The organism is Streptomyces hiroshimensis (assembly GCF_014650335.1).
In the GTDB taxonomy this organism is placed as follows: Bacteria; Actinomycetota; Actinomycetes; order Streptomycetales; family Streptomycetaceae; genus Streptomyces; species Streptomyces hiroshimensis.
Map to the genome: position 1 here is coordinate 1 of NZ_BMUT01000005.1, position 17,459 is coordinate 17,459.

A 17,459-nucleotide genomic window follows, 5' to 3' on the forward strand; every position below is an offset into this window, starting at 1 on the left:
TGATAGGCCGCGGGCTCATCCTGCACCGCCGGAGCTTTCCACCACCAACCATGCGGTCAGCGGTCATATCCGGTATTAGACCCCGTTTCCAGGGCTTGTCCCAGAGTGCAGGGCAGATTGCCCACGTGTTACTCACCCGTTCGCCACTAATCCACCCCGAAGGGCTTCATCGTTCGACTTGCATGTGTTAAGCACGCCGCCAGCGTTCGTCCTGAGCCAGGATCAAACTCTCCGTGAATGTTTACCCGTAATCGGGTGACACTCGCGTTGAGCGGAACGACCAGGAGGAATAATCCCGGTCGTTCACAGCGTCCTCGCTGTGTGTTGCCTGACAGCCCCGAAGGACCGGCAGGACTTTCAAAGGAACCGCGTCCCAGCCAGAAGGCTGAGGACGGGGTATTTTATAGTCTGGCGTTGACTTTTGGCACGCTGTTGAGTTCTCAAGGAACGGACGCTTCCTTTGTACTCACCCTCTCGGGCTTTCCTCCGGGCGCTTCCCTTCGTTGTTTCCAACCTTACCAGATCCGTTTTCCGGTCTCTCCCGCTTCTAGAAGAAGCAGTCGGTTCCGAATTCCGTTTCCGGCCCCCTGTTGGAGCGGGGTTTCGCCTTTCAGCTTTCGCTTTCCGGCGGTGATCCCGACTTTATCAGATCGATCCGGTCGGGATTCCCCACCGCCATCGGAACGATCCTTCACGTTCACGAACGTGTCGGGGTTCCCCTCGCGGTGGAGCCGTAAACCTACTGGACGGCCGCGCCCGGATGCAAATCGGCACCGGGGCGGCCGTCCGTTCGGTTGACGAGGCGTCAGAGACGCCTCGTTCCGGGTCAGACCTCGACGACCACGGGCAGGATCATCGGGCGGCGGCGGTAGGTGTCGGAGACCCACTTGCCCATCGTCCGGCGGACGAGCTGCTGGAGCTGGTGGGGCTCCACGACGCCGTCGGAGGCGGACTTGGCGATCACTTCCTCGATCTTGGGAACGACCGCCGAGAAGGCGGCGTCCTCGATACCCGAACCGCGTGCCTGGATCTGCGGGCCGCTCACCACCTTGCCCGTCGTGCTGTCGACCACGACGAAGACGGAGATGATGCCCTCGTCGCCGAGGATGCGGCGGTCCTTGAGCGAGGTCTCGGTGACGTCGCCGACCGAGAGGCCGTCCACGTACACGTAACCCGCCTGGACCTTGCCGACGATCTTCGCCGAGCCGTTCACCAGGTCCACCACGACGCCGTCCTCGGCGATCACGATGTGGTTCTTGGGAACGCCCGTCAGCGCGCCGAGCTCCGCGTTGGCCCGCAGGTGACGCCACTCGCCGTGCACCGGCATGAGGTTCCTGGGCTTGCAGATGTTGTAGAAGTACAGCAGCTCGCCCGCGGAGGCGTGGCCCGAGACGTGGACCTTGGCGTTGCCCTTGTGGACGACGTTCGCGCCCCAGCGGGTCAGGCCGTTGATCACGCGGTAGACCGCGTTCTCGTTGCCCGGGATGAGGGACGAGGCCAGGATGACGGTGTCGCCCTGGACGATCCGGATCTGGTGGTCGCGGTTGGCCATCCGGGACAGGGCCGCCATCGGCTCGCCCTGGGAGCCGGTGCACACCAGCACGACCTCGTCGTCCGGCAGGTCGTCGAGCGTCTTCACGTCCACGACGAGGCCGGCGGGGATCCGCAGGTAGCCCAGGTCGCGGGCGATGCCCATGTTGCGGACCATCGAGCGGCCGACGAAGGCGACGCGGCGCCCGTACTCGTGGGCGGCGTCGAGGATCTGCTGGATGCGGTGCACGTGGCTGGCGAAGCTGGCCACGATGATGCGCTTCTGGGCACCGGCGAACACCTGGCGCAGGACGTTGGAGATGTCGCGCTCGGGCGGGACGAAACCGGGGACCTCGGCGTTCGTGGAGTCCACGAGCAGCAGGTCGATGCCCTCCTCGCCCAGCTTGGCGAAGGTCGGCAGGTCGGTGAGGCGGCGGTCCAGCGGGAGCTGGTCCATCTTGAAGTCACCGGTGTGCACGGCCATGCCGGCGGGGGTGCGGATGGCGACGGCCAGCGCGTCCGGGATGGAGTGGTTGACGGCGATGAACTCGCAGTCGAAGGGGCCCAGGCGCTCTCGGTCGCCTTCGGCGACCTCGAGGGTGTAGGGCCGGATGCGGTGCTCCTGCAGCTTGGCCTCGATGAGGGCCAGGGTCAGCTTGGAGCCGATCAGCGGGATGTCCGGCTTCTCGCGGAGCAGGTAGGGGACACCGCCGATGTGGTCCTCGTGACCGTGCGTGAGCACGATGCCGTCGATGTCGTCCAGCCGGTCACGGATGGACGAGAAGTCGGGCAGGATCAGGTCGATTCCGGGCTGCTCCTCCTCGGGGAAGAGCACTCCGCAGTCGACGATCAGCAGGCGGCCGCCGTATTCGAAGACCGTCATGTTGCGGCCGATCTCCCCCAGGCCGCCGAGCGGGGTGACGCGCAGGCCGCCCTCGGGGAGCTTCGGCGGGGGACCGAGTTCAGGATGCGGGTGGCTCAAAAGACTCTCCTCACCACGCACGCCACATGCCCGCTGGACATATGGCGCGCGTGACCTTCGTGCACTTGCAGTTGTTTTTGGGATCTTCAGTTGTTGGGGATCTTCAGTTGTGCGGTTCCGGCGTATTCACCGGCGTATTCAGTTGTGAAGTCGTGGGCGGACCGGGCGGTGCCCGGTCCGGGCGGCGGGTCAGCCGAGCTGTACGCCGCCGGCGGTGAGATCGCGCCGGAGCTGCTCGGTCTCCTGCTCGGTGAGCTCGACGAGCGGCAGCCGCACGGGGCCTGCGGGAAGCCCCTGCAGGGCCAGGCCGGCCTTGGTGGTCATGACGCCCTGGGTGCGGAAGAGACCCGTGAAGACGGGCAGCAGCTTCTGGTGGATCTCGGTGGCCTTGCGGACGTCACCGGCCAGGTAGGCGTCGGTCATGGCGCGCAGATCGGCGGCGACGAAGTGGCCGGCGACGGAGACGAAGCCCGCGGCGCCGACGGCGAGCTGCGGCAGGTTCAGCATGTCGTCACCGGAGTACCAGGCGAGGCCGGAGCGGGCGATGGCCCAGCTCGTGGCGCCCAGGTCGCCCTTGGCGTCCTTGTTGGCGACGATGCGGGGGTGGTCCGCCAGCCGGACGAGGGTCTCGGTGTCGATGGCGACGCCGCTGCGGCCGGGGATGTCGTAGACCATCACCGGGAGGCCGGTGGCGTCGGCGACGGCGGTGAAGTGCCGGACCAGGCCCTCCTGCGGGGGCTTGTTGTAGTACGGCGTGACGACGAGGAGGCCGTGGGCGCCCGCCTTCTCGGCGGCGCGGGCCAGCTCGACGCTGTGGTGGGTGTGGTTGGTGCCGGCTCCGGCGACGACGTGGGCGCGGTCTCCGACCGCCTCGACCACGGCCCGTACGAGCTGGGCTTTCTCCGCATCGCTGGTGGTCGGGGACTCGCCGGTGGTGCCGTTGACGATGAGGCCGTCATTGCCGGCGTCCACGAGGTGGGTGGCGAGCCGCTGAGCGCCGTCGAGGTCGAGGGCACCGTCAGCGGTGAAGGGCGTGACCATGGCGGTCAGGACCCGCCCGAAGGGCGTCTGCGGTGTGGAGGTCGGAGCCATGAGGGTCACGCTACTCGTTGCTCACCGTGAGGTGCCCCCTCGGGGAGTGCCAAAGGGATCCCGGCACTGCCTGCTCGGGGGTTCAAGCAGTGCCGGGTCCGTCTTTTCAGACTAGATTAAGGCCACTAAAAGCCGCAATACGGACACCGTCGTTACCGGTCCGTACGGCCTCCCGGAAACCGGGGCCCGGGCGCCAGGTGCCCGGGACGGCACCGGTCAGGGGGCGATGCGGCCGTTCTTGTTGAACGCGGCGTACGTGAGCGGCATGAGCTTCGCCCACTCCGCCTCCATCTTCTCGCCGACCATCTCGATCTCCCGCTGCGGGAAGGACGGCACGGCCGCCTGCTCGTGCTGCGTGCGCAGGCCGAGGAAGTGCATCAGCGAGCGGGCGTTGCACGTGGCGTACATGGAGGAGAACAGGCCGACCGGGAGGACCGAGCGCGCGACCTCGCGGGCCACGCCGGCGGCCAGCATCTCCTGGTAGGCCTCGTAGGCCTCGCGGTAGGTGCTCTCCATGACGCGCGTGGTCAGCTCGTGCTGCGCATCGGTGCCCTCGACGAAGACGTACTTGCCGGGACGGCCCTCCTGGACGAGCTTGCGCTCGGCGTCCGGGACGTAGAAGACGGGCTGCAGCTCGCGGTAGCGCCCGGACTCCTCGTTGTAGGACCAGCCCACGCGGTGGCGCATGAACTCGCGGAAGACGAAGATCGGCGCGCTGATGAAGAAGGTCATCGAGTTGTGCTCGAAGGGGCTGCCGTGGCGGTCGCGCATCAGGTAGTTGATCAGCCCCTTGGACCGCTCGGGGTCCTTGGTGATCTCTTCCAGGGACTGCTCGCCGGCGGTGGAGACGCGAGCCGCCCACAGCACGTCGGAGTCGGCCGCGCTGTGCTTGACCAGCTCGACGCTCACATCGCCGCGAAACGTCGGCTCGGCTTCCTTGGCGGTCTCGGTGGGGCTGTCGGTCACCGGCGGGGTCCTTCCAGTTGTACGGCTCGGGGCGGCGCCCAGCCTACGGGCCGCCACTGACACTCGGCGGCCGACGACCCCGCCGCGGCGGCGCAAGCTGCCCACTGGTTGAGATTTTTCACAGAAGTCGCCGAAAACGGGCACCGCCGGCGCGCTTCGATCGTCCTTACGTACGACAGCAGTTTTCGAGGTTCCTAGGAGAGCCCCCATCATGTTCCGCCGGCGAGAGCCCGTGCCGTTCGCCTTCGTCGCCGAGGCAGAGCGCTACCGCAGCAACGTCACGCCGCCGCCCCGAGAACGCGCCAGCCGCTCGCAGATAGCCGGCCGCGTGCTCGTGGGCCTCACGGTGACGACGGGGCTGGTCGGAGCGCTGCTGTTCGGAATGCCGTCGCTGCAGCCGAGCACGCAGGACACGCACCAGTCGCAGCGTTCCGAGGCCTCGGACGGCCGCTGACCTGCGAAATGATCATGACGGGTGGGACCCGGCGCACCGACCCTGGTGTGCCCGGGTCCCGCCCTTTTCTATAGCCTCACCGGGCACAGCCGTTCGAGCGTGCTTGCTGACGAGTGAGGAAATTCGTGCCCCTGCCCTTTCTGACCGCCGACCGCGACGCCGGGGAGCTCGCGCCCGCCGCCGGGGCCGCCGCCCCGCCCGCCTGGGACGAGGACCTCGCCCGCTGGCGCCGTCCCTACCGTCCGGGGCCGTGGCGCGTCGGCGTCACCGCGCTGTTGCTGCTGCTCGCTTCGTATGTGCTCTTCGCCGCGATGATCATCGCCGTGGCCGGTTCCCTGCCCGGGGCGGGCATCTGCGTCGCCGTCGCCGTCCTGGTGATCGCCCTCGCAGTGCGCCTGGTGCGGGCCGGGGTGTGGGTGAGCGAGCGCGGGCTGCGGCACGTACGGCTGCTGTCCGCGAAGACGGTGCCCTGGGCCGATGTGACGGCCGTGCGCACCGCGCAGCAGCCCGTGCGGTGGCTGGGTCTCCCCCGCACCGTGCAGGGGCAGGCGGTCGTCGTGGAGCGCGCGGGCGGCGCTTCCCTCCCCACGCTGGTCACCGACCAGGGGGCGGACTTCCTCGGGCGTCCGCAGGCGTTCGCGATCGCGTGCGACGCGGTCGAGGGCTGGGCGGCGGACTTCCGCCGCTGACGGCGGTGCCGCCCGGCGGATGAGCCGGGCGCACACCGCCCCGTGCGGGTCTCCTGCACCGCCCCGTGCGGCGCCCCATGCAGCGCATCAAGCGCCGCCCCATGCGGGCCCCATGCACCGCCCCATGCGGTGCCCCCTGCGGTGCCCTAAACAGCGTCCGCCCGGACCGGCTTCCTGTCGTGCAGGGCGATCGCCCGCTGCATGGCCTTGCGGGCGCGGGGGGTGTCCCGGGCGTCGTGGTAGGCGACGGCCAGCCGGAACCAGCTGCGCCAGTCGGACGGGGCGTCCTCCGTCTCGGCCTTGCGCTTGGCGAAGACCGCGTCCGCGGAGTCCCGGTCGATGCGCCCGCCGGGGGTGCGCACCAGTTCGTCCACCGGCAGCCCGCCCTCGGCCTCCAGCTCCCGCGCCAGCCGGTTGGCGTCGCGCGCGAACTTGGTGGTCTGGTAGAGGAACCAGGCGCCGATGAACGGCAGGACCAGCACCGCCGCGCCGAAGGCGACGGTGGCGGCGGTGCCCTGCTGGATGAGCATCACTCCGCGGCTGCCGACCAGGACGAAGTAGACGACCAGGACGGCGGCCAGGGCGAAGTAGACGATTTTGGCGCGCACGGCGATCAGCCCAGATCCAGGAAGTGTTCCAGGCCGAACGTCAGGCCGGGGGTCTGCGCGACACGCCGCGCGCCGAGCAGGATGCCCGGCATGAAGCAGCTGTGGTGCAGCGAGTCGTGCCGGATGGTGAGCGTCTCGCCGGTGTCGCCGAAGAGCACCTCCTGGTGGGCCAGGAGGCCCCGGAGCCGTACGGCGTGCACGGGCACCCCGTCGACGTCCGCGCCGCGCGCACCCTCCAGGGCGGTCGTCGTGGCGTCGGGCTGCGGGGGGCAGCCCGCCTCGCGCCGGGCGGCGGCGATGAGCTGCGCGGTGCGGGTGGCCGTGCCGGAGGGGGCGTCGGCCTTGTTGGGGTGGTGCAGCTCGACGACCTCGACGGACTCGAAGAAGCGGGCCGCCTGCTGGGCGAAGGCCATGGTGAGGACCGCGCCGATGGAGAAGTTCGGGGCGATGAGCACACCGGTCGACGGCGAGGCGTCGAGCCAGGAGTTCAGCTGCGCGAGGCGCTCCTCGGTCCAGCCGGTGGTGCCGACGACGCCGTGGATGCCGTTGCGCACGCAGAACTCGAGGTTGTCCATGACCGAGTCGGGGTGCGTCAGCTCGACCGCGACCTGGGCTCCCGCCTCGGTCAGGGCCTCCAGCCCGTCGCCCCGGCCCAGCGCGGCCACCAGCTCCATGTCCTCGGCGGCTTCGACGGCCCGTACGGCCTCGGAGCCGATGCGGCCCTTGGCGCCGATGACCGCGACGCGCAGCTTGCTCATCGTCCCTGCTTCCCTCTACAGCGGTGAACTACATCCCGCGGTGATGACTGCGGTGGCTTAAGAAACGGCCTCGTGCAGGCGCGCGGCCTGCTTGTCCTTCAGCGGGCCGATGACGGACAGCGAAGGACGCTGCCCCAGTACATCGCGGGCCACTTCGCGGACCTCGTCCGGGGTGACGGCCGAGATGCGCGCCAGCATGTCGTCGACGGACATCTGGTCGCCCCAGCACAGCTCGCTCTTGCCGATGCGGTTCATGAGCGCACCGGTGTCCTCCAGGCCGAGGACGGTGGAGCCCGCGAGCTGCCCCACGGCGCGGCTGATCTCCTCGTCCGGCAGTCCCTCCGACGCGACCTTGTCGAGCTCGTCGCGGCAGATCTTCAGGACGTCGTGGACCTGGCTCGGGCGGCAGCCGGCGTAGACGCCGAAGAGGCCGCAGTCGGCGTAGCCCGAGGTGTAGGAGTAGACCGAGTAGGCCAGACCGCGCTTCTCCCGGACCTCCTGGAAGAGCCGGGAGCTCATGCCGCCGCCGAGGGCGGTGTTGAGCACGCCGAGCGCCCAGCGGCGGTCGTCGGTGCGCGACAGGCCGGGCATGCCGAGGACGACGTGCGCCTGCTCGGTCTTGCGGCCGAGCACCTCCACGCGGCCGGCGGTGCGGATCGCACGGGAGCCGGAGCGCGGGTCGACGGGCGTGGCGTCCGTACGGTGCAGGGCGCCGGCCCGGTCGAAGGCGGCGCGCACCTGGCGGACGACCTTGGCGTGGTCGACGTTGCCCGCGGCGGCCACGACGAGACGCGTCGGGTCGTAGTGCTTCTTGTAGAAGCGGGCGATCTGGTCGCGCGTGAGGGCGTTGATGGTGTCGACCGTGCCGAGGACGGGGCGGCCCAGGGGCGTGTCGCCCAGCATGGTGTGCGCGAACAGGTCGTGCACACAGTCGCCGGGGTCGTCCTCCGTCATCGCGATCTCTTCGAGGATCACGCCGCGCTCGGCGTCGACGTCGGCCGCGTCGATCAGCGATCCGGTGAGCATGTCGCAGACGACGTCGATGGCCAGCGGAAGGTCGGTGTCGAGCACGCGCGCGTAGTAGCACGTGTACTCCTTGGCCGTGAACGCGTTCATCTCTCCGCCGACGGCGTCGATGGCCGAGGAGATGTCGAGCGCGCTGCGCTTGGCCGTGCCCTTGAAGAGCAGGTGCTCCAGGTAGTGGGTGGCGCCGTTGAGGGCCGGGGTCTCGTCGCGGGAGCCGACGTTGGCCCAGATGCCGAAGGTCGCGGAGCGCACGGACGGCAGGGTCTCGGTGACGATGCGCAGACCGCCCGGGAGGGTGGTGCGGCGGACCGTGCCGATGCCGTTCTCGCCCTTGAGGAGCGTTTGGGTACGGGCGACGGCCCGCCCCTCCGAGGAGGTGCGGGCCGTCTTCCGTGTACTACGGGACGTCACTTGGCGGACTCGTCCTTGGTCTCGTCGGCCTTGTCGCCGTCCTCGCCCTCGATCACGGGGACGAGGGAGAGCTTGCCGCGCTGGTCGATCTCGGCGATCTCGACCTGGACCTTCTGGCCCACGCCGAGCACGTCCTCGACGTTCTCCACGCGCTTGCCGCCGGCGAGCTTGCGGATCTGCGAGATGTGCAGCAGGCCGTCCTTGCCCGGCATGAGGGAGACGAAGGCACCGAAGGTGGTGGTCTTGACGACCGTACCCAGGTAGCGCTCGCCGACCTCCGGCATGGTCGGGTTGGCGATGCCGTTGATCGTGGCGCGGGCGGCCTCGGCGGCCGGGCCGTCGGCGGCACCGATGTAGATGGTGCCGTCGTCCTCGATCGTGATCTCGGCGCCGGTGTCCTCCTGGATCTGGTTGATCATCTTGCCCTTGGGGCCGATGACCTCACCGATCTTGTCCACGGGGATCTTGACGGTGATGATCCGCGGGGCGTTGGGGGACATCTCGTCCGGCGTGTCGATCGCTTCCATCATCACGTCGAGGATGTGGAGGCGGGCGTCACGGGCCTGCTTGAGGGCCGCGGCCAGGACGGAGGCCGGGATGCCGTCCAGCTTGGTGTCGAGCTGGAGGGCGGTCACGAACTCCTTGGTGCCGGCGACCTTGAAGTCCATGTCGCCGAAGGCGTCCTCCGCACCGAGGATGTCGGTGAGGGCGACGTAGTGCGTCTTGCCGTCGATCTCCTGGGAGATCAGGCCCATGGCGATGCCGGCGACGGGGGCCTTCAGGGGCACACCGGCGTTCAGCAGCGACATGGTGGAGGCGCAGACCGAGCCCATGGACGTCGAGCCGTTGGAGCCCAGCGCCTCGGAGACCTGGCGGATGGCGTAGGGGAACTCCTCGCGCGTCGGCAGCACGGGCACGATGGCCCGCTCGGCCAGGGCGCCGTGGCCGATCTCGCGGCGCTTCGGCGAACCGACGCGGCCGGTCTCGCCGACGGAGTACGGCGGGAAGTTGTAGTTGTGCATGTAGCGCTTGCGGGTCACCGGGGAGAGGGTGTCCAGCTGCTGCTCCATGCGGAGCATGTTGAGGGTGGTGACGCCCAGGATCTGGGTCTCGCCACGCTCGAACAGGGCGGAGCCGTGAACGCGCGGGATGGCCTCGACCTCGGCGGCGAGCGTACGGATGTCCGTCACGCCGCGGCCGTCGATGCGCTTCTTCTCCTTGATGACACGCTCACGGACCAGGGACTTGGTCAGCGAGCGGTACGCGGCGGAGATCTCCTTCTCGCGGCCCTCGAACTCCGGCAGGAGCTTCTCGGCGGCGATCTCCTTGACGCGGTCGATCTCGGTCTCGCGCTCCTGCTTGCCGGCGATGGTGAGCGCCTGGGCGAGCTCGTCGCGGACGGCCTTGGTCAGGGCGGCCAGGACGTCGTCCTGGTAGTCCAGGAAGACCGGGAACTCACCCTCGGGCTTGGCGGCCTTGGAGGCGAGCTCGGACTGGGCGCGGCACAGGACCTTGATGAAGGGCTTCGCGGCCTCGAGACCGGCGGCGACGACCTCCTCGGTGGGGGCGTCGGCGCCGTCCTTGACCAGCTGGATGGTCTTCTCGGTGGCCTCGGCCTCGACCATCATGATCGCGACGTCGCCGTCCTCCAGGACGCGGCCGGCCACGACCATGTCGAAGACGGCGTCCTCGAGCTCGGTGTGGGTCGGGAACGCCACCCACTGGCCCTTGATCAGAGCGACGCGGGTGGCGCCGATCGGACCGGAGAAGGGCAGGCCCGCGAGCTGCGTGGAGCAGGAGGCGGCGTTGATCGCGACCACGTCGTAGAGGTGGTCGGGGTTGAGCGCCATGATCGTCTCGACGATCTGGATCTCGTTGCGCAGGCCCTTCTTGAAGGAGGGGCGCAGCGGCCGGTCGATCAGACGGCAGGTGAGGACCGCGTCCTCGGAGGGGCGGCCCTCACGACGGAAGAAGGAGCCGGGGATCTTGCCGGCCGCGTACATGCGCTCCTCGACGTCCACCGTCAGGGGGAAGAAGTCGAGCTGGTCCTTGGGCTTCTTGGAAGCCGAGGTGGCCGACAGCACCATGGTGTCGTCGTCCAGGTACGCCACGGCGGAACCGGCGGCCTGCTTGGCCAGGCGGCCCGTCTCGAAGCGGATGGTGCGGGTGCCGAAGGCGCCGTTGTCGATGACGGCCTCGGCGTAGTGGGTCTCGTTCTCCACCAGGGATATCTCCTCGTCTACGTCCCGGCCCGTGTGGCGGGGACGGTGGCGGAGGAGCGTCTGTGCTGGCCGGTCTTCGATCGAAGCACCCGGATTCCCTGATCCGGGGGCCACTACCGAGGACCGGCGGCGAGCTGAGCGCTCCCCCTCATACGGTTCGGCGTAGATGCCGTTGTGGAAACCAGACTACAAAGCTTCTGCTTTCCACGAGATACGCAAAGGGAGCGGCCCCCAGTCGGTGGGAACCGCTCCCTTCACGGTGTCTTACTTGGCGCCGGCGGCACCGCGGCGGATGCCGAGGCGCTCGACCAGGGCGCGGAAGCGCGTGATGTCCTTCTTGGCCAGGTACTGCAGCAGGCGACGGCGCTGACCGACCAGGAGCAGCAGGCCACGACGCGAGTGGTGGTCGTGCTTGTGCATCTTCAGGTGCTCGGTCAGGTCCGAGATGCGGCGGGTGAGCATCGCGACCTGGACCTCGGGGGAGCCGGTGTCGCCCTCCTTGGTGGCGAACTCGGCCATGATCTGCTTCTTCGTAGCGGCGTCGAGCGACACGCGATACTCCTTCTGAGTGTCTTTTGGCCACCGAGTGCCCCTGGTCTCTTACTCAGGGGAGCTTCCGTTACTCGGGAGGCGGGGTCCGCTGGGCGCTGTCCCCAGAGACCCACGAAGGGCGCTCCGGAGGCGCGTACACAAACGGCCGTTGCACAGAGTACCAGCCCGGACCAGTCCACCTCGCCGGGAGGGGCGGATACGGGGCCCGGGGCGGGCCGCAGGAGAGCTTGGAGGGCCTGGGGCGGGCGCCTGGGGCGGCGGGCCGTCCCGCCCCATGCACCCGCCCGGCCCCGTGCTCCGCGTCTATACCGTCCTATCCGGCCGACAGGCTGCGCGCCGCCGAGTACAGGTCGAGGACCGCGAGGCACAGCGGCACGAGCGCGAGGAGGAGGGCGCTCTCGGCGAGATCGGAGACACGCCCCCAAAAGGGTGACAGACCCCTGGCGGGGACGATCAGCGCGACGGCGGTGAGCAAGGCGCCACCGAGGGTGACGGCCGCGGCGAGCCAGAGCGTACGGACGTCGCCGGAGCCGCCCCCCGCGGCAGCGGCCGGCCGGAGGGAGAGGCCGAGGACGAGCAGGACGAGGGCGGCGAGACCCGCGCCGAGGACGGCGGCGACCTGGGCGGTGTAGCGGAAGAGGCGGGCGCGCAGCAGCATCGCGAGGCCGGCGGTCAGGGCGAGGAGACGAGGCCAGGGGCTGCTGCCGGCGGCGAAGGCCAGAACGGCCGAGGAGGCCGTGACGAGCGTCGCGCAGCCGCCGACGAGGCCGAGCAGCAGCTCGTGGCCGCGGCGGACCTGTGCGGCGATGCGCTCGGCGTCGACGGGGTCGGGCCGCCGCCCGCCGTGGGAGGCCCCCCTGTCCCCGGTGACGGCGGAGCGGGGGGCCGCGTAGCCGATGGGGAGGCGGGCGACGCGGGCGGACAGGCCGGGCAGGAAGGCGACGGCCCCTATGGCGACGACGGCGCAGACCGCGGCGGCCCCGGACGGGCGGGCCTCGGTGAGGATCGCGCAGAAGGCCGCCACGGTGCCGGTGGCCGCGGCGGTGAAGGCGGCGACGAAGGGGGCGTCCCCGGCGGGCATGACGGCGACGAGCACGGCGGAGGCGACGACGACGGCCGCGCAGCCCAGCAGGAACTGCAGCCGCCCGGCGCCCTCGCCCGCCCCCGGGCCGATGATCCCGGAGCCCGCGATCATCACGTGCGGGAGGGCGGCGAGGCCGAGGGCGACGGCGGAGGCGCGGTCGGCGTAGACCCGGGCCCGTACGCCCGCGAGGGCCGTCAGCAGCACGCCGGCGGCGGCCGCGACGGCGCCGGGCAGGCCGTGCATGTCATGCCGGGCGGGGTCGGCGAACCAGAGGGCGAGGCCCATGAGGGCGAGGAGCAGCGCTCCGCCCGCCAGGCCGCAGGCGCGCAGGAGGCCGTCGCTCCACAGCGTGTGGTCGCGGGTGACGGCGGAGGCGACGGCGTCGCTGACGTCGTCGTGCACGGCGGGCGGCAGCGACTCGGCGAAGGGGCGCAGCGCGAGCAGGTCGCCGTCCAGGACGCGCTGGGCGGCGAGCGAGCGGGCGCTGTCGAGGACGGTGCCGTCGCGGCGTACGAGGTGGTAGCCGGTGGGGGTGCCGGCCGGCTGGGTCTGGCCGGTCAGGCGCAGGATCTCCGGGTACACGTCGGCGACGGCGATGTCGTCCGGCAGGGCGACGTCGATCCGGCTGTCGGGCGCGACGACGGTCACTCTGCAGAAGCCGGTCGCAGCGGACGTACTCACCTATCAGGCCCCTTGATTCACTTGGCTTCGCGAACACGGCAGTGCGGCTTCACTGTGCACGGATGTGCGGCCACCCTATCGGGGCCGTATGCCCGTACGCCGATAGGATCACCGTTCCGCGCATGGGGCCGTCGCCTTCGGGGCGACAGGCGGCAGGCGGGTGTGCGCGCCGTGCCGCTGCCACGCGGAACTTACTTGCCGTGCGGAGGGGTTGAGGCATCCGGTGAGCCAGATCGTGGTCAGTCGTCCGCCGAGGGCCCTGCCGCCGGAGGTGCCCGGCGAGGCGATCCGGCTGGAGGCGCCGCCGGAGCTGCCGAGGGACCGTCAGGAGGGGCTGCTGATGCAGCTGCTGCCGACGCTCGGGATGGCCTCGTCGATGGTCTACTTCTTCATGCCGGGCGCCGCTCCGATGATGAAGATCATGGGCGTCCTGATGATGTGTTCGACGCTCGGCATGACCGTGGCGATGATCGTCCGACACCGTCAGGGCACCCAGGGCCGGACCGCCGACATGCGCCGCGACTACCTCAAGTACCTCGCGCAGACGCGGCGCACCGTGCAGCGCACCGCCAAGGCGCAGCGTGACGCGCAGTTCTATCTGCACCCCTCCCCCGAGCAGCTGTGGTCGGTGGTGGCCGAGGGCACGCGTCTGTGGGAACGGCGCGCGAGCGACGAGGACTTCGCACAGGTCCGCATCGGGCTGGGCACGCAGCAGCTCGCGACGCCGCTGGTGGCGCCGGAGACGGCTCCGATAGACGAGCTGGAGCCACTGACGACGGGCGCGATGCAGCAGTTCCTGGCGGCGCACGGCTCGCTGGACGGCATGCCGGTGGCGCTGTCGTTGCGCGCCTTCTACCACGTGACGCTGTCGGGCGAGCCGGAGGCGGTGCACGGCACGGCGCGGGCGCTGGTGGCCCAGTTGGCGACGCTGCACTCGCCGGACGACCTCGTCGTGGCCGTGGTCGCGGCACGGGGCGCGGCGTCGTACTGGGAGTGGACGAAGTGGCTGCCTCATGTGCAGGTGCCCGGGGCGGTGGACGGGGCCGGCGCACGGCGGCTGATCGGTGACGACCTGACGGAGCTGGAGGAGCTGCTGCGGCCGCGCCTGGAAGGGCGTACACGGTTCAGCCGGGACGGTCAGCCGCTGCTGGACCAGCCGCACGTCGTGGTCGTGCTGGACGGTGCCGCGGTGCCGGCGGACTCGGTGTTCGCGGCGCCCGAGGGGCTGCAGGGCGTGACCGTCCTCGAGGTGGTGACGGGGGATCTGGGCGAGCCGCGCGGCGGGCTGTCGGCCGTGGTACAGCCCGGTTCGCTGCGGCTGGAGTCGCAGGTCGCGGTCTACGAGGGGGTGCCGGACTCCCTCGCCATGGAGGCCGCCGAGGCGCTCGCGCGGCAGCTGGCGCCGCTGCGCATGGGCACGGGCGGCGACGGCGAGGAGCCGCTGCTGGCGAACCTGGACTTCACCGACCTGCTGGGGCTGGGTGACGCGGGCTCGGTGGACGTCACGCGCGCGTGGCGGCCGCGGTCGGCGGCGGAGCGGCTGCGCGTGCCGATCGGCGTCAGCGAGGACGGCGCTCCGGTGATGCTGGACCTCAAGGAGGCGGCGCAGGACGGCATGGGGCCGCACGGGCTGTGCGTCGGCGCGACGGGCTCGGGCAAGTCCGAGCTGCTGCGCACCCTCGTCCTGGGCCTCGCGGTCACGCACAGCTCCGAGACGCTGAACTTCGTCCTCGCCGACTTCAAGGGCGGCGCGACCTTCGCGGGCATGTCGCGGATGCCGCACGTCGCGGCGGTCATCACCAACCTCGCCGACGACCTGACGCTGGTCGACCGCATGCGCGACTCGATCACCGGCGAGCTGCAGCGCCGGCAGGAGCTCCTGCGCGCGGCGGGCAACTACGCCAACATCCACGACTACGAGCGGGCGCGGGCGGCCGGTGCCGCGCTGGAGCCGCTGGCCTCACTCGTCCTGGTGATCGACGAATTCAGCGAGCTGTTGACGGCGAAGCCCGACTTCATCGACATGTTCATCCAGATCGGCCGCATCGGCCGGTCCCTGGGCGTGCACCTGCTGCTGGCCTCGCAGCGCCTGGAGGAGGGCCGGCTGCGCGGCCTGGAGACGTACCTGTCGTACCGGATCGGCCTGCGGACGTTCTCGGCGGCGGAGTCCCGTACGGCGCTCGGGGTGCCGGACGCGTACCACCTGCCGTCGGTGCCGGGGTCCGGCTATCTGAAGTTCGGTACGGATGAGATGACGCGTTTCAAGGCGGCGTATGTCTCGGGCACGTACCGGTCGGCCGCGGGCACGGGGCCCGGCATGGGGCCCGGCGCGGGGCCGCTGCCGATCGAGCGCCGGCCGGTCCTGTTCACCGCCGAGCCCGTCCCGGTCACCTACACCGCCGCGGCGCCCGCGGCACCGGCCGCGCCCGGGCCCGGCGACGACGCGCTGGCCGACACCGTCCTCGACGTGATCGTGCGCCGGCTCGAAGGCCAGGGCCCGCCGGCCCACCAGGTGTGGCTGGCGCCGCTGGAGCGGTCCGCGGCCCTCGACGAGCTCCTGCCGGCACTCTCGGTGGTGCCGGGCCGCGGCCTGACCGCACCGGAGCACCCGCGCCCCGGCCGGCTCAGCGTCCCGCTCGGCCTGGTCGACAAGCCCTTCGAGCAGCGGCGCGACGTCCTCCACCGCGACTTCTCGGGTGCGGCGGGCAACATGCTGGTCGTCGGCGGCCCCCAGTCCGGCAAGTCGACGCTGATGCGGACGCTGGTGTCGGCCTTCGCGCTGACGCACACACCGGCCGAGGTGCAGTTCTACGGGCTGGACTTCGGCGGCGGCGGGATGTCCGCGGTCGCCGGCCTGCCGCACGTGGGCGGCGTGGCGTCCCGGCTCGACCCCGAGCGCGTACGCCGTACGGTCGCCGAGGTGGCGGGCATCCTGGCCCGCCGCGAGGAGTACTTCCGGGCGCACGCGATCGACTCCATCGGCACCTACCGGCGGCTGCGGGCGACGGGCGAGATCACGGACCAGCCGTGGGGCGACGTCTTCCTGATCGTCGACGGGTGGGCCGGCTTCCGGCAGGAGTACGAGATGCTGGAGGGGGTCGTCGCCGACCTCGCGGCGCGCGGCCTCGGCTACGGCATCCATGTCGTCGTGACCGCCTCCCGCAGTATGGAGGTGCGCGCCTCCCTCAAGGACCAGCTCCTCAACCGCCTGGAGCTCCGGCTCGGCGACACCATGGACTCGGATTTCGACCGCAAGGTCGCCGCGAACGTCCCCGCCGGGGTCCCCGGCCGCGGCCAGCTCCCCGAGAAGCTCCACTTCATGGCCTCGCTGCCCCGTATCGACTCCGGCAGCGACCCCGAGACCCTCACGGACGGCACCGCCGCCATGGTGCGCGCCGTCAGCGAGGCGTGGGGCGGCCCCGGCGCACCCGGCGTGCGGCTCCTGCCGCGCCGGCTGCGCGCCGACGACCTGCCCAAGGGCTTCGAGCACCCGCAGCACGGAGTGGCCTTCGGCATCGACGAGACCGATCTGGAGCCGGTCTTCGTCGACTTCGACACGGACCCGTTCTTCCTCGTCTTCGGCGAGAGCGAGTCCGGCAAGACCGCCCTGCTGCGCCTTCTGGCCAAGCAGATCACGGAGCGCTACGGCCCGGACGAGGCGAAGATCGTGGTCGGCGACTACCGGCGCACGCTCCTCGACGTCGTCCCCGACACGCACCTGCTCGAGTACGCGCCGATCGCCTCGGCCCTGACGGTGCACGCCGACGCCCTCAACCGCCTCATGGAACGGCGCGCCCCGCAGCCCGACATCACACCGCAGCAGCTGCGCGAGCGCAGCTGGTGGTCGGGCCCGCGTTTCTTCGTCATCGTCGACGACTACGAGCTCGTCTCCACCGGCAGCGGGAACCCGCTGGCCGTCCTGACCGAGAACCTCCCCTTCGCCCGCGACGTGGGGGTGCGCTTCATCATCGCGCGCAGCTCCGCCGGCGCGTCCCGGTCGATGTACGAGCCCTTCATGCAGCGTGTGAAGGAGCTGGGCGCCCAGGGCGTCCTGCTGTCCGGCGACCCCGGGGAGGGCGACCTGCTCGGCGGCGTGCGGCCGCAGGGAATGCCGCCGGGGCGCGGGTACTTCGTGTCGCGGAAGCGGGGGGTTCCGCTGGTGCAGGTGGGGTGGCTGCCGGAGGAGGTGTGACGGGAGGGACGTGTCACGGGAGGACGCATGCGGGAGGACGTATGGCGGCAGGACGTATGGCGGGAGGACGTATGGCGGGAGAGGGCATTGTCCCCGTGGCCGGCTTTCCGTGCGAGCGCTTTGCGAATCGCCTCTGCCGCGGTTCCATCGGGAGTACGCTGCTCACGAATGTTGCCCCTGCAGGCGCCGACCGGCCCCAACTGGCCCGGCGC

The 17,459-nt window shown here is 70.7% G+C and carries 12 protein-coding genes and 1 rRNA gene; 3 read left to right on the forward strand and 10 right to left on the reverse strand.

Going from position 1 to position 17,459, the window contains the following annotated elements; translation table 11 throughout:
• The 4 genes from IE241_RS13005 to thyX form a co-directional block, all read right to left on the reverse strand.
• Positions 1-238, reverse strand: a 16S ribosomal RNA gene (locus tag IE241_RS13005); the annotation flags it as partial.
• 588 nt (positions 239-826) lie between these two features.
• Positions 827-2,512 (reverse strand): ribonuclease J, encoded by a 1,686-nt coding sequence (locus IE241_RS13010; protein ID WP_190021877.1) that lies wholly within the window; start codon positions 2,510-2,512, stop codon positions 827-829.
• 189 nt (positions 2,513-2,701) lie between these two features.
• Positions 2,702-3,604: a 4-hydroxy-tetrahydrodipicolinate synthase gene (gene dapA, locus IE241_RS13015; protein ID WP_190021878.1), complete on the reverse strand. Its 903-nt coding sequence runs from the start codon at positions 3,602-3,604 to the stop codon at positions 2,702-2,704.
• 216 nt (positions 3,605-3,820) lie between these two features.
• The gene (gene thyX, locus IE241_RS13020; protein ID WP_190021879.1) at positions 3,821-4,570 is read right to left on the reverse strand and encodes an FAD-dependent thymidylate synthase; all 750 of its coding nucleotides are present in this window, start codon (positions 4,568-4,570) and stop codon (positions 3,821-3,823) included.
• 211 nt (positions 4,571-4,781) lie between these two features.
• Between thyX and IE241_RS13025 the strand changes: the two genes are divergently transcribed.
• Both IE241_RS13025 and IE241_RS13030 read left to right on the forward strand, forming a co-directional pair.
• The gene (locus IE241_RS13025; protein WP_190021880.1) at positions 4,782-5,024 is read left to right on the forward strand and encodes a hypothetical protein; all 243 of its coding nucleotides are present in this window, start codon (positions 4,782-4,784) and stop codon (positions 5,022-5,024) included.
• Positions 5,025-5,149: 125 nt separating this feature from the next.
• On the forward strand, positions 5,150-5,713 hold the full coding sequence (locus tag IE241_RS13030; protein ID WP_190021881.1) for an SCO5741 family PH domain-containing membrane protein: 564 nt from the start codon (positions 5,150-5,152) through the stop codon (positions 5,711-5,713).
• Between the two features lie 146 nt (positions 5,714-5,859).
• Here IE241_RS13030 and IE241_RS13035 read toward each other — a convergent pair whose 3' ends face one another.
• The 6 genes from IE241_RS13035 to eccD all read right to left on the reverse strand — a co-directional run bounded on the left by IE241_RS13035 (position 5,860) and on the right by eccD (position 13,055).
• The gene (locus IE241_RS13035; RefSeq protein WP_190021882.1) at positions 5,860-6,321 is read right to left on the reverse strand and encodes a hypothetical protein; all 462 of its coding nucleotides are present in this window, start codon (positions 6,319-6,321) and stop codon (positions 5,860-5,862) included.
• Positions 6,322-6,326: 5 nt separating this feature from the next.
• Complete coding sequence (gene dapB, locus IE241_RS13040; RefSeq protein ID WP_190021883.1) at positions 6,327-7,079, reverse strand: 4-hydroxy-tetrahydrodipicolinate reductase; 753 nt, start codon at positions 7,077-7,079, stop codon at positions 6,327-6,329.
• 57 nt (positions 7,080-7,136) lie between these two features.
• Positions 7,137-8,516 carry a M16 family metallopeptidase gene (locus IE241_RS13045; RefSeq protein WP_190021884.1) on the reverse strand — a complete coding sequence of 460 codons (1,380 nt, stop codon included), beginning with the start codon at positions 8,514-8,516 and terminating at the stop codon, positions 7,137-7,139.
• Entirely contained in the window at positions 8,513-10,738 is a 2,226-nt protein-coding gene (locus IE241_RS13050) for a polyribonucleotide nucleotidyltransferase (protein ID WP_190021885.1), read from the reverse strand. Before IE241_RS13050 ends, IE241_RS13045 begins: the two co-directional genes overlap by 4 nt.
• Positions 10,739-11,002: 264 nt before the next feature.
• A complete protein-coding gene (gene rpsO, locus IE241_RS13055) occupies positions 11,003-11,290 on the reverse strand; it encodes a 30S ribosomal protein S15 (RefSeq protein WP_168094146.1) in 288 nt (95 codons plus the stop codon).
• Positions 11,291-11,603: 313 nt separating this feature from the next.
• Positions 11,604-13,055, reverse strand: coding sequence for a type VII secretion integral membrane protein EccD (eccD, locus tag IE241_RS13060; RefSeq protein WP_190021886.1), 1,452 nt, complete (start codon positions 13,053-13,055; stop codon positions 11,604-11,606).
• Positions 13,056-13,278: 223 nt separating this feature from the next.
• On the opposite strand from eccD, the gene eccCa reads away from it, so the two are divergent.
• Positions 13,279-17,247 carry a type VII secretion protein EccCa gene (gene eccCa, locus IE241_RS13065; RefSeq protein WP_190021887.1) on the forward strand — a complete coding sequence of 1,323 codons (3,969 nt, stop codon included), beginning with the start codon at positions 13,279-13,281 and terminating at the stop codon, positions 17,245-17,247.
• Positions 17,248-17,459 lie beyond the last annotated feature (212 nt).

Excerpts from the sequence above, each read along its gene's own strand:
- dapA (WP_190021878.1), bottom strand. The coding sequence starts at position 3,604 with ATGGCTCCGACCTCCACACCGCAGACGCCCTTCGGGCGGGTCCTGACC.
- IE241_RS13025 (WP_190021880.1), top strand. The coding sequence starts at position 4,782 with ATGTTCCGCCGGCGAGAGCCCGTGCCGTTCGCCTTCGTCGCCGAGGCA.
- dapB (WP_190021883.1), bottom strand. The coding sequence starts at position 7,079 with ATGAGCAAGCTGCGCGTCGCGGTCATCGGCGCCAAGGGCCGCATCGGC.